Annotated in this window: 13 protein-coding genes and 1 tRNA gene; 3 read left to right on the top strand and 11 right to left on the bottom strand. The window is 63.1% G+C overall.

All coding sequences use genetic code 11. From position 1 onward, the window contains the following. Positions 1-116: 116 nt before the first annotated feature. From LCH97_RS14965 to rplU, 10 genes are all read right to left on the bottom strand, one after another. Complete coding sequence (locus LCH97_RS14965; RefSeq protein WP_227302382.1) at positions 117-1,574, bottom strand: sodium:solute symporter family protein; 1,458 nt, start codon at positions 1,572-1,574, stop codon at positions 117-119. Between the two features lie 445 nt (positions 1,575-2,019). Then, positions 2,020-2,889 carry an MBL fold metallo-hydrolase gene (locus LCH97_RS14960; RefSeq protein WP_227302381.1) on the bottom strand — a complete coding sequence of 290 codons (870 nt, stop codon included), beginning with the start codon at positions 2,887-2,889 and terminating at the stop codon, positions 2,020-2,022. A 76-nt stretch (positions 2,890-2,965) separates the two neighbouring features. Continuing rightward, the gene (locus LCH97_RS14955) at positions 2,966-3,436 is read right to left on the bottom strand and encodes a YbjN domain-containing protein (RefSeq protein ID WP_227302380.1); all 471 of its coding nucleotides are present in this window, start codon (positions 3,434-3,436) and stop codon (positions 2,966-2,968) included. A gap of 186 nt (positions 3,437-3,622) precedes the next feature. After that, entirely contained in the window at positions 3,623-4,360 is a 738-nt protein-coding gene (locus tag LCH97_RS14950; protein WP_227302379.1) for a M48 family metallopeptidase, read from the bottom strand. Positions 4,361-4,474: 114 nt separating this feature from the next. After that, positions 4,475-7,285, bottom strand: a complete 2,811-nt coding sequence (locus LCH97_RS14945; RefSeq protein WP_227302378.1) for an ATP-binding protein — start codon at positions 7,283-7,285, stop codon at positions 4,475-4,477. After that, positions 7,285-8,013, bottom strand: coding sequence for a hypothetical protein (locus LCH97_RS14940; RefSeq protein ID WP_017508671.1), 729 nt, complete (start codon positions 8,011-8,013; stop codon positions 7,285-7,287). The genes LCH97_RS14945 and LCH97_RS14940 overlap by 1 nt, the downstream gene beginning before the upstream one ends. A gap of 2 nt (positions 8,014-8,015) precedes the next feature. Continuing rightward, a complete protein-coding gene (locus tag LCH97_RS14935) occupies positions 8,016-9,287 on the bottom strand; it encodes a hypothetical protein (protein ID WP_227302377.1) in 1,272 nt (423 codons plus the stop codon). A 50-nt stretch (positions 9,288-9,337) separates the two neighbouring features. Beyond that, a complete protein-coding gene (gene obgE, locus LCH97_RS14930; protein ID WP_227302376.1) occupies positions 9,338-10,543 on the bottom strand; it encodes a GTPase ObgE in 1,206 nt (401 codons plus the stop codon). Positions 10,544-10,705: 162 nt separating this feature from the next. Next, positions 10,706-10,981, bottom strand: coding sequence for a 50S ribosomal protein L27 (rpmA, locus tag LCH97_RS14925; RefSeq protein ID WP_017508668.1), 276 nt, complete (start codon positions 10,979-10,981; stop codon positions 10,706-10,708). A gap of 12 nt (positions 10,982-10,993) precedes the next feature. Further along, positions 10,994-11,305 carry a 50S ribosomal protein L21 gene (rplU, locus tag LCH97_RS14920; RefSeq protein WP_017508667.1) on the bottom strand — a complete coding sequence of 104 codons (312 nt, stop codon included), beginning with the start codon at positions 11,303-11,305 and terminating at the stop codon, positions 10,994-10,996. A 193-nt stretch (positions 11,306-11,498) separates the two neighbouring features. Here rplU and ispB point away from each other — a divergent pair, with 193 nt between their 5' ends. From ispB to LCH97_RS14905, 3 genes are all read left to right on the top strand, one after another. Next, positions 11,499-12,470, top strand: coding sequence for an octaprenyl diphosphate synthase (gene ispB, locus LCH97_RS14915; protein WP_227302375.1), 972 nt, complete (start codon positions 11,499-11,501; stop codon positions 12,468-12,470). Positions 12,471-12,487: 17 nt separating this feature from the next. Continuing rightward, positions 12,488-12,562, top strand: a tRNA-Arg gene (locus tag LCH97_RS14910). Positions 12,563-12,752: 190 nt separating this feature from the next. Further along, on the top strand, positions 12,753-13,586 hold the full coding sequence (locus LCH97_RS14905; protein WP_227302374.1) for a DUF3025 domain-containing protein: 834 nt from the start codon (positions 12,753-12,755) through the stop codon (positions 13,584-13,586). Here the strand turns inward: LCH97_RS14905 and LCH97_RS14900 are convergent. Further along, a complete protein-coding gene (locus LCH97_RS14900; protein WP_227302373.1) occupies positions 13,532-14,737 on the bottom strand; it encodes a YihY family inner membrane protein in 1,206 nt (401 codons plus the stop codon). The genes LCH97_RS14905 and LCH97_RS14900 overlap by 55 nt on opposite strands. Positions 14,738-14,743 lie beyond the last annotated feature (6 nt).

The following is a 14,743-nucleotide window of genomic DNA, read 5'->3' as shown; positions in this document are numbered from 1 at the left end:
GGCCACCGCGCAACAAACTGTTCCCATAAAAAAACCGGGGCAAACGCCCCGGTAAGACAATGGCCAGGCCGCACAGCCCAAAGCACGGTCCCCTGCTGTGCGGCTGGCAGAGCACTTTAGCCCGCCTGCGTTTGCGGCTGGGCACCGTGGTCGCGGCTAGGCTGCTGCGGTGCCACCAGCTGCGGCAGCAAGGAGCCCAGGATCATCCCCAGCACGCTCATCAGCAAACCGGCCAGCTGTGGCGGCCAGAAGTCGGCATCCGTCGCCATCAGCTCCAGTGGAATCCAGGTGCCGACACCCAATGCAATCGCCAGCATGGCCCCCTGGGTGGTGGCACGCTTCCAGAACAGGCCGGCGGTCAGCGGCACAAACGCCGCTACCAGGGTGACCTTGTAAGCATTACCCACCATCTCGTAAATGGACGCATCGGAATACAGCGCAAACAGCGTGGTACCTACCGCGCATACCAGAATCGCCGAGCGGGTAGCCAGCAGGAATTCGCGGTCGCTCATCTTCGGCTTGAAGTGCTTGAAGATGTTTTCCACGAAAATGACCGACGGCGCCAGCAAGGTGCCGGAGGCGGTAGACATGATGGCCGACAACAGTGCGCCAAAGAACATCACCTGGGCAAACAGCGGTGTCTCTTCCAGAATCATGCGCGGCAGAATCATCTGCGAGTCTTCCGCCAGCCATTTCTGTACCAGCTCGGGGTTGATCATCGAGGCGGCGTAAATCAGGAATACCGGCAACAGGCAGAAGGTCAGGTAAAACACGGCACCCACAATGGTGGCGCGCACGGCAATCTTCTCGCTCTTGGCCGACATCACGCGCTGGAATACGTCCTGCTGCGGAATGGAGCCAAACATCATGGTAACCGCCGCCCCAATAAAGGCCACCAGGTCTCGCGGCTCGGTACTGGTGATAAAGGTGAACTTGCCGTCACTGGCGGCCTTGGCAATGACCTTGTCGGCGCCACCGGCCATGCCGCTGAACAGCCATACCAGGTACAAGAGGCCGCCGACGATCACCACCATCTGGAAGAAATCGGTCAGCGCCACCGACCACATACCGCCAAACAGCGTGTACACCAGCACGATACCGGCACCGATCAGCATGCCGTTTGTCGTGGTGATGCTGCCATCAGACAACACATTGAACACCACGCCCAGCGCGGTGAGCTGCGCGGCAATCCAGCCCAGATAGGACATCATGATGGCCAGACTGGTGATCACCTCTACCGTGCTACCGTAGCGCTGGCGGAAAAAGTCACCCATGGTCAGCAGGTTCATGCGGTACAGCGGGCGGGCAAAAAACACCCCCACCAGCATCAGGCAGGTAAACGAGCCGAACGGGTCTTCCACAATGCCGTGGAAGCCTTCTTCGATAAAGGTAGACGGAATACCCAGTACCGCCTCGGAACCAAACCAGGTAGCAAACACCATGGCCGCGACGATATGGAATGGCATGCTACGGCCACCGGCCGCAAAATCTTTTGCGTTTTTCACGCGTGTAGATGCGTACAGGCCAATACCCACAGTAACGGCCAGATACATGACGACGAACCAGACAAGCATGTCTGAGTCTCCTTCTCCCAATGCAGTGTTTCGGCAAGTGTGGTGCTAGCCCGCCCCAGGGCAGGCAAAACAGCCACGCTCAATCGGCTTGTTACTTTTGTTGTGGGGGGCATTATAGCCAGCCCGCAACACAAGCCGAGCAATTTATTAAACACGGCGCAAGCCAGATGGCAGCCCAGCCACCCATAACCCCGCCACAAAACCGCCAAAGCGCTGCTTAGCACGCCCGTCATAAATCATTAAAAAACAAGGCAATAAGCTAGCTGCAACAACAAGAAAGCCACAGTTGCACCCCCTGAAACCCCTGGGTGAAACTGTGGCTTATTGTGCCGCAAACGTGCGTTTAAATGTCGTAGAATATGTTAAACATACGCCACACATTTCCACTGGCATATCGCAAAAATACCAGCCAGGAACCCACCGGCAAGCAAGGGTAGCAAGCCGCCTAGCTGGCCTGTTGCTGCAAGCTCGGCTGCCCCGCCATCACCGCAAAACGCTGCTTGTCGGCGTCAAACAGCACCGGCGCACAGGCAACGGCCGGGTCGTGGGTAAAGAACAAGCGCCCGTGCGCTGCCGCCAGGCGCTGCAGCAAGCTGCGCTTTTCGTCTATCAGCTGCTCGGGGAAACGGTCGTACCCCATGGTGATGGGCACGTGCACCCACGGCGCGCCGGGAATCAGGTCGGCAGCAAACACCACCGGGCCATCCGGCATGGGGATCTCGGCCAGCAGCATGCCCGGCGTATGGCCGTGCGACACGCTAAAACGCCAGTCCGCCGGCAGGCAGGCCGGAGGCTGCTCGCCGTCCACCAGCACCAGCCGGCCACAGCTTTCCAGCAGCGCCACCAGCTCCGGCACAAACGATGCGCGGTCGCGCGGGTGCGGGTTGAGTGCACGCTGCCACGCTTCGCGCCCTACCACGATCTGCGCATTGGGAAATAACAACCGCGCCGGCCCGCCATCCCATGCGGCCAACAAGCCGCCAGCGTGGTCGAAATGCAGGTGCGACAGCACCACGACATCGATATCCTCGTGGCTCAGCCCGTGCGCCGCCAGCGAATCCAGCAGCACGTGGTTTTCTTCCATCACGCCGTAACGTTCGCGCAGCTTGGGGGCAAAAAAGGCACCAATGCCGGTTTCCAGCAAGATACGGCGGCCATCCGCCTCTTCTACCAGCAGGCAACGGCAACACAGCGGTACGCGGTTTTGCTCGTCTGGCGCCAGCCAGCCGGCCCATACCGCGCGGGGGGCGTTACCAAACATGGCACCGCCGTCCAGTTTTTGTGAATTGCCCAGCAGGGATGTCAGGCTACGCATAGAAATCTCCCGAATCGGTGAACCGACATTGTCAAGCAAGTGCTTGGTTCTGTCATGTCCAACATGAGCCGTGATGTTAATCGGGTACTTTCAGCACCTCTTTACGGAAGTCACGCAGTGCTTTCTTCCATAGCCCCAGTGCACGCTCGAACGCCGCCGGGCTCATCCCCGGGCTCATCACGATATCCATTTCCAGAATCGGGTCGTTCTCGTCATCCAGATAAGCCTTGCTGTAGTTCTTGCTGCTATTCCAGTCTGCAATCTGTGCCTGGCTCACGTCGTACCCCGACCAGCCAGCGCTGAGCTGGACGTCGCGGCACTTTTCCCCCTTCTCGCACTGCAGAAAGAAAATGGTATAGGCCATGCCATCAATGCGCCCCTTGATCTTCGGGTTGCCACGCTCGCTCTTGCCCAGCTCGGCCGAACCGTAGCCACGCGCCAGCTCGTACAAGGCAGCAGGGTTGGCCGCATCCACCAGTGCTTCGGCCTGCGCCAAAGGTGCCAGCATAGCCAGGGAGGCCACCAGGGCCAGCAGTCGTTTAGTCATGATGCGCTCTCGGATTTTTTATCGAAGCACCAGTGTAGCGCCCATGGCCACCCGTGACACAGCAAAGCACACCGGCATTTGCGGCACGGCAAACCGGCTTGTATCCGATGGGGCAATCGCACAACAAAAAGCCCTTTTGCATGGCAAAAGGGCTTCCGGTTTACCGCCAAAGCAGTACCGCCAGGCTTACTTGATGAGCTTTTCAACCTTGTCGGCACGGTCGCCGGCGGCCGGGTGGCTGGACAGCAGGCTGCTGTCGTTGCCGTACAGTGCGGCCAACTTGCGCAGCGCGGACGGCGCGGCGTCCAGCTTGTAATTGTGGCGCTTCAGAAACTCGACGGCGTAGGCGTCAGCGTCGCTTTCCTGCGATTGCGAGAACTGCGCATGCAGCAGCTGTTCGCTCAGCTCGCCCATTTCCGACTCGGAAAACGCTGCCACATTGGCGTTACCGCTACCGGCCGCCGCCTTGCGCGCAGCAGACGCCGCGTAGGCTACCTGCATGGCTTTTTTGCTGTGGCCCAGTTTTACGTGGCCGATTTCATGGCCAATGACATAGCGCACTTCGTCGTCGGTCATCTTGTCCAGCAAGCCGCTGTACACGCGCACGGTACCGTCGGCCATGGCAAAGGCGTTCACTTCTTTATCCAGATACACCTTGAAGTTCAGCTTCAGGCCATCTTCGCTGGTAAGGCCGCTCACGATCTTGGCCAGACGCTTGGCTTGCGGGCTGCCAGCGGCGGCAACCTTGGCCTGCTTGTCCAGCGCCTTGCTGGATTCGGCGGCCATGGCCTGCACTTCGGCGTCGGACAGGGTGGCGGACTTCACCAGATCGGTACCGGCACTCAGCAAAGTATTCAGGCCAAAGGCCTGGGCAGGGCCGCACAGAGCGAGGGACAGCAGGGAGACAAGCGCGAGCTTTTTCATGGTTTTATGCCAAAGTCAAAAAAGAAAGGCATTCTATTAGTATGCGTTATGAATGTCTATCCATCTGTTATCAAGTGGGCGCCAAAGAAAAACCCGGCCAGGCCGGGTTGGGGTTTACGACGCCGCATCCACACGGCGGCGGGTTTGCAGGATAGGCGGTGCCCACTGCTCGCCCGGCCGTTTCTTGCGCGTGGCCAGCGTGAGGCCGGACGGCGCAAAGATGTTGATATTGTGCGTATTGGGCGTGGTGATCAGGTACTGCGCCTCGGTGGCTTTGAGGAAGCCGGCCACGCGGTCGATGTTGAAGATATCCAGGTGGGCAAACGGCTCGTCGATGAACACAAAACCGGACGGGTTGCTTTCGTCCATCATCAGGCCGATCAGCATGATCAGCGACTTCATCACCTGTTGGCCGCCGGACGCCTCGCCATCGTTCAGACCCATCAGGCCTTTCTGGTCGAAGTTGAACTTCAGCACCAGGCCGGCCTGCGCCAGTAGTGCGTCGTCGTTGGCCAACGTGGGCAGCTCGACTTCCACGCCAATACCGGCCAGCTCGCCCAGGCGCTTCACGTTGTGGCCGTAGGCGCGCACCGTGGCGCGCAGCTTGCCCAGGTAAGCATCGCGCGCATCGCTGGTCAGGCCGGCGGCGCGTTCCACTTCGGCCTGGCGGCGCTGGCATTCGCGCGTCAGGCTGGTCAGATCTTCCTGCAGCTTGTCTTTGAGCTGCAGCACCGCGTCGTCGCGCTCCCACTCGCCTGCGGCCAACCGTTCTTCCAGATAGTTGATCTCGTGGCGCACGTCGGCGGCCGATTCGAACTCGTCGGCCAGCTGCGCCACAAAGGCCGCATCCTGCGCCGCAGCCGGCAAGTGGCTGCGGCAGTCGCGCAGCTCGGCCAGATGGCGACGGATGGCACGGCGGGCCTGCGCCATATCGGTTTGTGCCTTGTGCTCGCGCTGCAGGCTGTCCTGTTCGCGCTGGCACACGCGGTCGTGGGCGATGCGCGCGTCGCTATAACGCTGCTCGGCAGCGTCGCGCTCGGCCTGGGCTGCGGCCAACCTTTCGCCGGCCTCGGCCACCGCCTGCTTCAGGCTGTCGGCCTGCGCCGCCAGCGCGGCAAATTCTTCGGCGCGGCTATCCAGCAGGCGGATGGCGTCCATACCGGACAGATACTCGGCCAGCTGCGCCGCGTCGCGCGTACCGGCCACCAGCTGTTCTTCGTGGCGCAACATGGCCACGTTCAATGCCTTCAGGCTGTCGCGTAGCGCCTGCAGCCGGGCCTGGCGGGCGGCTTCGCCAAAGGCGAAGTCGTGCGCCGGTACGCCGATGTGGCGCGCACCGCGGCGCTCGCGGAAGTAGCCTTCCGGCGTGATCCAGTCGCCGTCCTCTGCAGCGCCGTCGGCCACACTGGCCACGCGGCTGACGCGGTTCATCTGCTGGTACAGCCAGTCCGGCGCGTCGGCGGCAAAGCGCACCACTTCCAGCAGGCTGCCGCTGCGCGCACGCGGTGCGCTGGCGGTTTCCGGCACCACAAAGTGGCGGTAGCGCAGCTTCTCGCCCAGCTGCCAGGCAGCACGGCGGTCGGCTGCGTCTTGCAGCAGCACCACGTGGCGGTAGGGCTTGAGCAAGGCTTCGACCGCGCCCTGCCAGCGGCTGTCGGTTACCTCGATAATGTCGGCCAGCATCTGGTGGCCGATGCCGGCTTCGTCCAGCGCGGCGCGGAAGTGGCGCACGTCTTCCGGCGCGCGCGGCTTGCCGCCTTCCAGCGCGGCCAGCTCGGCGCTGCAGCCGTCGCGTTCGATCTTTTGCGCTTTCAGCGTGTCACGCAGGCGCTCGTTGGCGTCGCGCAGTGCGGCCAACTTGTGGCCCAGCGTGGCGGCGTCTTCGCCGTATTCGCGGCTGGCCAGCGCTTGCAGGCGGTCGCGCTCTTTCAGCTGGCTGGCGATGTCGCGCTCGGCGTCGCGCGCCTGCATGAAGGCTTCTTGCGCTTGCTTGCGCACCGTTTCTGCCGCGTCACGCGCTGCCAGCGCGCTGCTTTCTGCCTCGCGCAGCGTGGCCACCAGCTGCAGCGTGTCGCGGTGCTGGCGGCTAACGCCCAGGTAATCGGCCTGCAGGCGGCGGTAGTCCTGCCACAGCTTGCCGGTGGCGGCACGGCCATCGATCAGGCCCAGCACCGGCAGCGCCTCGTCGCGCAGACGGCTGATGCGCTTGCTCAGGCCCACCCACTCCAGGTAGCGGCTGGCACGGCTTTTCATCATCTCGACGCGGCCTTGCAGTGCCTCTTCCTGACGGCCCAGTGCGGCCAACTCGGCCTCGGCGGCTTTCTGCTCGTCGCGCGCGTGCTGGTAGTTGGCCAGCACGTCCTTGTCGCCAAACACCTGGAACACCAGGTCCAGCAGCTGCTTGGGGCTGTATTCGGTGAGCTTGTCGGTGTCGCCCTGCTCCAGCGCCAGTACCTCCGCCACGGCGGCGGTAAGGCCGGCGGCTTCCAGGCGGCGGCGGTATTCCTGCACGCCCAGCCACGGCACGGTGTTATCGCCGATGGCCTGATCCAGCGCGACGTCGCCTTCCAGAATGGCGTAGTGGCGCACCCAGTCGCCGCCCTGCTTCTTGATGCGGCACAGCAGGGTCACTTCCGGCTGCAGCAGCGGGAAGAACGGCGTGGGGTACAAGCCGCCCTGCAGGCGGCGCGGGTTGTCTACCACGCCTTTCAGAAACGCATACGGCTCGCGGTTGTTGCGCACGTAGCGCTTGTAATCGCGCTTGCCGGAGCACTTGATGGCCAGCAGCGTGCGCATGGCGTCAAGCAGGGTGGTCTTGCCGGAGCCGTTGGGGCCGATGATGGTGACGATCTGCGCGTCCAGCGGCACGGTGAGGCGTTGCCAGAAGTCCCAGTGCACCATTTCTACCGATTTCATCTGGAACATCAGGCTTGCTCCTCGTGTGGCTTGTCTGTTTCTGCGCTGTCTGCGGCCAACCCTGGCGGGCCGTCCTGCAGCTGCTGCGCGGTGAGGTGCTGCGATAGCTGGCCGCGGCGCGACAGCACTTCGGCCAGCGCGCCTTCGATGATGCGCGGCGCCAGCTGGCTGTAGTCGATCATCACGTCCAGCAGCGGGCCTTCTACCAGCCAGCGGTTACGGCGCTGCAAAAAGCCCAGGTTCACCAGGCGGCCCAGGTTGGCATTAAAGCGCGTTCGGCCGCCCAGCTGCTTGCCAAAATCGGCGTACAGCGCGTCTTCCGACACGCCCACCGACACGGTGTCGCCGGTTTCCAGCGGCTTTTGCGCGCCGAACATATCGTGCTGGCCTTCGTTACCGGCGGCCACACGCGATACCTGGCGTTCGCGCTTGGGCAAAATAATCAGCGCCCACACAATCACCAGCAGCGCCACGCCGTCGCGCGGCAGGCCCAGGTTGTTGTTGAGCCAGGCTTCGCCGCTGCCGAATACCGGCTCGGTGAGCGCTGGCAGCAGCGCCACGGCGATGTGCTCGGCGTAGGGGTTTTCTACCAGCTGCAGGCCGGCTGCGGCCAACCTTTGGTCCAGCTCCAGGCGGAAGGTTTCGTCCAGCAGTGCGCGGCGCGCCAGGGCGTCGCTGCGCGGTAATACGCGGTGCGCCAGCAGGCGCGCAATCAGGGTAGTTAGTTGCTGTTCCATGCTCAGGGTTTCTGCGCTATCAGCCGCGCATCGGACAGCGTGGCGACTTCGGGGTGATCGGGGGTAATGATGCTATGGCCGCCAGCAAGCTGCAGCGGCAGGCGCGCCAGCGCCGCCACTACGCTCTGGTCACTGCTGCTTTCCGGGTCACCCAGCAGCGACAGCAGCGACAGGCGGTAGGCGGTTTCGTTGTAGCTGTCGGCCAGTACGGCGTCGGCAATGGGGTAGCCCTGCTCGCCCGGCGCGCCGTCCAGCCCCAGCTGCAACAGGCTGTCGTACAGCGCCTCGGCTTCCAGCAGGCGCTCCATCTCCGGTGCATCGGCGGCTTCGGCACTGGCCGCTTGTGGCAGCGCCGTATCGGCTGCGGCCAACCTTTCGCGGCCCAGCAGCTCGAACTCGGCCACGTCGCCCAGCTCGGGTGTAGTCAGGAAAGCCGGCTCCACGCCAAAAGACAGCGCATTGCCCAGCAACGCAGCCAGCGTGGCCCCGCCCTGGTGGCGCAGCCAGTCGGCAATATCGGTAGAAGTCAGGCCGGAGCTGCCCAGGTGCACGCGCTGCGCCGCCAGCTGCGCCAGGCGGCGCTCGAAGGTACCGGCCAGCGCCAGCATGCGGCTTTGCGCCAGCGCAATGGCCTGCGCCTGGTTCAGCGTAGTCAGCGTGAGGGTGTCGTCGCGGGTGAGGTTGCGTATCACCTCGGTGGATTTGCCCACCCAGCGCCATACCGACTCCAGCCGGTGCTGTGCCGCACGGATGCGGAACTCGGACTGGCTTTCCAGCGCGTCGGCGAACTCGGCGTGCAGCTCGTTCAGGCGCGCCAGCAGGTGTTGCATGGCTTCGTCCGACACCTGCCCTACCGACTGCCCGGCGGCCACCTGGCTGGTGAGGTAGCCCAGCTCCACGTCGTCGCCAGCAAAGTCGATCAGCGTGGCCAGCGCGGCCAGCGCCACGCGCGCGCCTTCGCTCAGCGCGTAGTGGCCGCTGTCGCTGTCGTAGACCAGCAGCTCGCCCTCGCGCAGGCGGCCCAGGATGGTGCCAAGCTTGGTGTCGTTCAGGTAGGCAAAGCGCTGGGCAATGTCTTGTGGCGTCCAGTACGGCGCGTCGGCGCGGCTACCGAGCTCGCGCAGCACCAGCAGGCGCATCAGCACTTCTTCGTCGCCACCGCGAAACAGGGTGACAAACACCGCCAGGTAAGGCCAGGCCGCACTCAGGCGCGATAACGCCGGCAGGCTGTCCGGGGCCATGCCCGGGCGGAAAAATTCGGAAAGGGAATCCAAGGAAACAATCCGGTCTGCAGGAAACAGACCGGATTGTCAGAGGTGGGGTCTTACTCGTCAATGGCGACGGTATCGCCAGCGGCATCGGCAGCGGGCGCTGCGGTGTCGGCCGGGGCCGGCTGGATCACCGCGGCAGCGGCTTTGGCCAGCTTGGCGGCGCGCTCGGCTTCTTCGGCTTGCTGGCGGGCTTTACGCTCTTGCTCGCGCAGTACCTTGATGTATTCGTTCATGGCGAATACCAGGTCGCGGGTGCCTTCGCCGGTGAGGCCGGAGATCACAAAGTAACGCTGCGCGTTCATGTCGAAGCCGAAACGGTCGTCCGGCTGCTGCTGCGGCCAGTCGTAGGCTTCCAGGAAGGCTTTCACCTTCTCGTCGCGCTCTTCTTCCAGCAGCATGTCGACTTTGTTCAGCACCAGCCAGCGTGGCTTGTGGTACAGCTCTTCGTCGTACTTTTTCAGCTCTTCCACAATGGCGCGGGCTTCGCTTACCGGGTCTACGGCTTCGTCAAACGGGGCCAGGTCCACCAGGTGCAGCAGGATGCCGGTACGCTGCAAGTGCTTCAGGAAGCGGTGGCCTAGGCCGGCGCCTTCTGCTGCACCTTCGATCAGGCCGGGAATATCGGCGATCACGAAGCTGGAGGTATCGTCCATGCGCACCACACCCAGGTTCGGGTGCAGGGTGGTAAACGGATAGTCGGCCACTTTCGGCTTGGCGGCAGACACGGCGCGGATGAAGGTGGATTTGCCCGCGTTCGGCATGCCCAGCAGGCCCACGTCGGCCAGCACTTTCAGTTCCAGCTTCAGGTTGCGGATATCGCCTACTTCGCCACGGGTAAACTGGCGCGGGGCGCGGTTTACCGAGCTCTTGAAGTGGATATTGCCCAGGCCGCCCTTGCCGCCTTTGGCCAGCACCACTTCCTGGCCGTTGAAGGTCAGGTCGGCGACCACTTCTTCGCTATCGGCATCGATAATCTGCGTGCCTACCGGCATGCGCAGGTACACGTCTTCGGCACCCTTGCCGTAGCAGTCGGCACCGCGGCCGTTTTCGCCGTTGCCACCCAGATACTTCTTCACGAAGCGGTATTCCACCAGGGTGTTGATGTTTTCGTCAGCGACGGCAATCACGCTGCCGCCACGGCCACCATCACCACCATCCGGGCCACCGCGCGGAATGAATTTTTCACGACGGAAACTGCAGCAGCCGTTACCGCCTTTACCTGCACGTACTTCGATACGCGCTTCATCAATAAACTTCATGGAACCTCCAGTATTACCGAGGAGTCAGGCGCAAACAGCCGCCAAAACTGCACTGCCAGGGCCTGGCCGCAGCCGCTTGCGCCTCACGCCTCAGAGCCAACGCGATTAGCTTAAACAAAAAAGCCCTATCACAAGATAGGGCTTTTTTTCGTCAACGCGAGATTACTCGGCGTCAACACCGGTGTACGGAACAACGGTAATGGTCTTGCGGTTGAACGAGCCTTTAACAGCAAATTCAACGTAGCCGTCCACTTTCGCGAACAGGGTGTGGTCCTTGCCCATGCCAACGTTTTCGCCAGCGTGGAACTTGGTACCGCGCTGACGCACGATGATGGAACCAGCCGGGATCAGTTCGCCGCCGTAAACCTTAACGCCCAGGCGTTTGGCTTCGGAGTCACGACCGTTGCGGGAGCTACCGCCTGCTTTTTTGTGTGCCATGTCTGTTTATCCTTACTTGGAAATCGCGTCGATGCGGATTTCGGTGAAGTTTTGACGGTGACCCTGGTGCTTCTGGTAGTGCTTACGACGACGCATCTTGAAGATACGTACCTTGTCGCCACGACCGTGGGAAACAACAGTAGCCTGCACTTTTGCGCCAGCTACCAGCGGGGCGCCTACGGAAACCTGATCACCGTCCACAACCATCAGCACTTCTTCCAGTACGATTTGGCTGTCGATGTCTGCAGGTATCTGTTCTACTTTGAGTTTTTCACCAACGGCAACTTTGTATTGTTTACCGCCAGTTTTTATGACCGCATACATTCGTATAGCTCCTAATATTCTGTCAACGCGCGATGTGCGCGAAGAACGCAGCACTATACGCAAGTGATTGTTTGTTGTCAATTTTCTCGTCAAAACAACACTGTGCGTGTGGGCGACCATGGCAAGAGTGCGGCCAACTCTGCTAATATCGCGCGGTTTTCCAGCCAATATTCATACAAAGAACCCGGTCGCGATGTCATCCACTCCGCTCTTTCGCACGCTTACCGCCGACGACATGAACACCGTCGATCAGGCTATCCGCACCCGTCTGCATTCCGATGTTGTCCTGATCAGCCAGGTGGCCGAGTACATCATATCCGCCGGCGGCAAACGCCTGCGCCCGATGCTGACCCTGCTGGCAGGCCGTGCGCTGGGCTACGGTGACAAGCACCTGTTCGAGCTGGCCGCCATGATCGAGTTCATCCACACCGCCACGCTGCTGCACGACGACGTGGTGGACGAATCCGACATGCGCCGCGGCCGCCAGACCGCCAACGCCATGTTCGGCAACGCCGCCAGCGTGCTGGTGGGCGACTTCCTGTACACCCGCGCCTTCCAGATGATGGTATCTACCGGCAGCATGCGCATCCTGGAAGTGATGGCCGACGCTACCAATATCATTGCCGAAGGCGAAGTGCTGCAGCTGCTGAACATCGGCAACGTAGACGTGAGCGAAGACGACTACCTGAAGGTGATCCAGTACAAGACCGCCAAGCTGTTCGAGGCTGCTACCCGCGTGGGTGCCATCATCGCCGCCGCGACGCCGGAGCAAGAGCAAGCGCTGGCCGACTACGGCATGCACCTGGGCACGGCTTTCCAGATCATCGACGACGTACTGGACTACAGCGGCGACGCCACCACCATCGGCAAGAGCCTGGGTGACGATCTGGCCGAAGGCAAGCCCACGCTGCCACTGATTTACACCATGCGCCAGGGCCCGGCCGAGGCCGCCACCGTGGTGCGTGAATCGCTGGAAGCCGCCAGCCGCGAGCGTTTCAATGAAGTGCTGACTGCGGTACAATCCTGCGGCGCGCTGGACTACGCCCGTGCCGAGGCCGAAAAAGCTGCCGAACGCGCCGTAGCCGCCCTGGCAACCCTGCCTGATAGCGAGCACAAAGCGGCCATGGCCGAAATTGCCCGCCTGTCGGTGGCACGCAACGCCTGATGAAAAAGTTTCTGGCTGTCCCTGTAGTTAAATGGATATAACGGCCCCCTCCTAAGGGGCAGTTCTGGGTTCGATTCCCGGCGGGGGCGCCACCCCGACCTGCACGCCACCCCACCGGGTGGCGTTTGTCTTTCCGAATACGGAGTAATACACATGAACCTGCTGCAACGCCTTGCCCTGCTCGCCGTCATCGGCGTGGTACTGTCTGTCGCCATCCACCACCTTACCCGCCCGCAAGCTGCGGCCAACACAGCCGCCAGCCAGGCACAGTAAACCCGCGCCATGCGCATGATTGCCCAGGGCTGCCTGCCCACCGACTTTAGGCCGTGGCCGGCGCACCCGCTGTACCGCAGCCTGGCGCCATGGCAGGCGCTGCAGCCGCAGGGTTGGCCGCAACAGGCCGACTTCGACCGCCTGACCGCGCACGCCCGGCTACTGGGCCTGGCGCTGCCGCCGGGGCTGCGCTTTGCCTGCGACCTCGACCCCACGCTGTATTACGAGATGCACATTGGCGCCCGCGGCGAAGTCCCTACCCGCACGCAAAACTGGCACGACTGGTTTGGCGCGCTGGCGTGGTTGTCGTGGCCGCGCAGCAAAACCGCACTGAACGATCGCCACGTGCGCGCCATCGAGCGCGGCGAGGTTGGCCGCGGCCCGTTCCGCGACGCGGCCACGCTGCTGGATGAATGCGGGGTGATCGTGCCGGTTGCCGACCCGGCGCTGGCTGCAGCGCTGCAGGGCATGGACTGGCAAACGCTGCTGGTGACGCACGCCGACGCCTGGGGCACGCGCATCGACACCCACGTGCTGGGCCACGCGCTGTTCGAACAGGGGCTGGCCATGCACATTGGCTGGTGCGGCAAGGCGCTGCTGCTGCCGGTCACCGAAGACTTCTTCACGCTGGACTATGCCGCGCGCCAGCAGCAGCTGGACGCCCGTCTGGCCGCCCTGTTGCAGGACGACAGCTGGCTGGCCCGCCCGCGCGAGCTGCTGCCGCTACCGCTGCTGGGCCTGCCCGGCTGGTGGCCACAGCAGGACGCGGCCTTCTACGCCAATACCGCCTACTTCCGCCCCACTCGGCGGGCAAACGCCGCCACCGAGACCTCGCCCAGCTGAGCCATGGTGTTGCCCAGCAGCGCTTCTACCTCGGCCGCGATCTCATCGTCCTGCGCGTGCTGCTCCGGCCGGTACACAAACAGGCGGAACAGCTCGGCCAGCTCGATGTGCTCGGCACGGCGCAGCAGTGCCCAGCCATCGCGCGCGCCGCGCTGCACGTAGCCGGCTTGCGCCAGCCGGTCCAGCACGCTGCCCAGCTCGTCGTAGCCCACTTTTACCTCGCGGCGCAGGTCTTCCGGCCGCAGCGCGCGGCCTTCGTCCTGGGCGCGATCCAGCATCACCAACACCTCTACCGCGTCCAGAAAGCGGCGGCGCGGCTCGTTGCGGCGCTGCCAGGCACCGCCCTCCCAGTACGAGAACGACGCCGTCAGCACCGCCCCGGCCAGCACCACCAGCCACAGGCAGAACAGCCACAGCAGCAGGATGGGCACGCTGGCAAAAGCGCCGTACACCAGCTGGTAGCTGGCAATCTGGCCGATGTAAAAACCGAAGCCCAGCTTGGTGATTTCCAGCAGGATGGCCGTCAGCAAGCCGCCCAGCATGGCGTGCTTTACCGGCACGTAACGGTTGGGCACGATGCGGAACACCAGCGCCAGCACCAGCATGGTTAGCGTCACGCTGCCTAGCGACTGCAGGGTTTCGTCCAGCAGCGGCGAAATGCGCTCGATATGCGTCAGCTTGAACAGCAAGCGCCAGCCCAGCAGGCCGCCGCCCAGCGCCAGCGGCCCCAGCGTCAGCACCGTCCAGTACACCATGCTCTGCTGCAACCACGGCCGCGCGCGGCGCACGCCCCAGATGCTGTTGAAGGTGCGCTCCACGGTGGCCATCAGCATCAGCGAGGTGGCACCGAGCATCACGATACCGGCGGCGGTGAGCTTCTCGGCGTTGTCGGCAAACTGGCGCATGTACACCGAGATCACCTTGCCGGCGAATTCCGGCACCAGCGTAGACAGTAGCATCACCTTGAAGCGGGTGCTGTAGTCGGAAAAAACCGGAAACGCCGACATCACGGTAATGGCAATAGTCAGCAGCGGCACCAGCGCCAGCAGCGTGGTAAAGGTGAGGCTGCCGGCCACCTGCATCACGCGCTGTTGCGCCAGCCGGCGGCGCAGGAAGGCGGCAAAGCCCCAGAAAGACAATGGCTTGGTCACGATAAG

Origin of the sequence: Vogesella sp. XCS3, from assembly GCF_020616155.1 — a bacterium.
In the GTDB taxonomy this organism is placed as follows: Bacteria; Pseudomonadota; Gammaproteobacteria; order Burkholderiales; family Chromobacteriaceae; genus Vogesella.
This window is presented reverse-complemented; position numbering and strand designations above follow the sequence as displayed.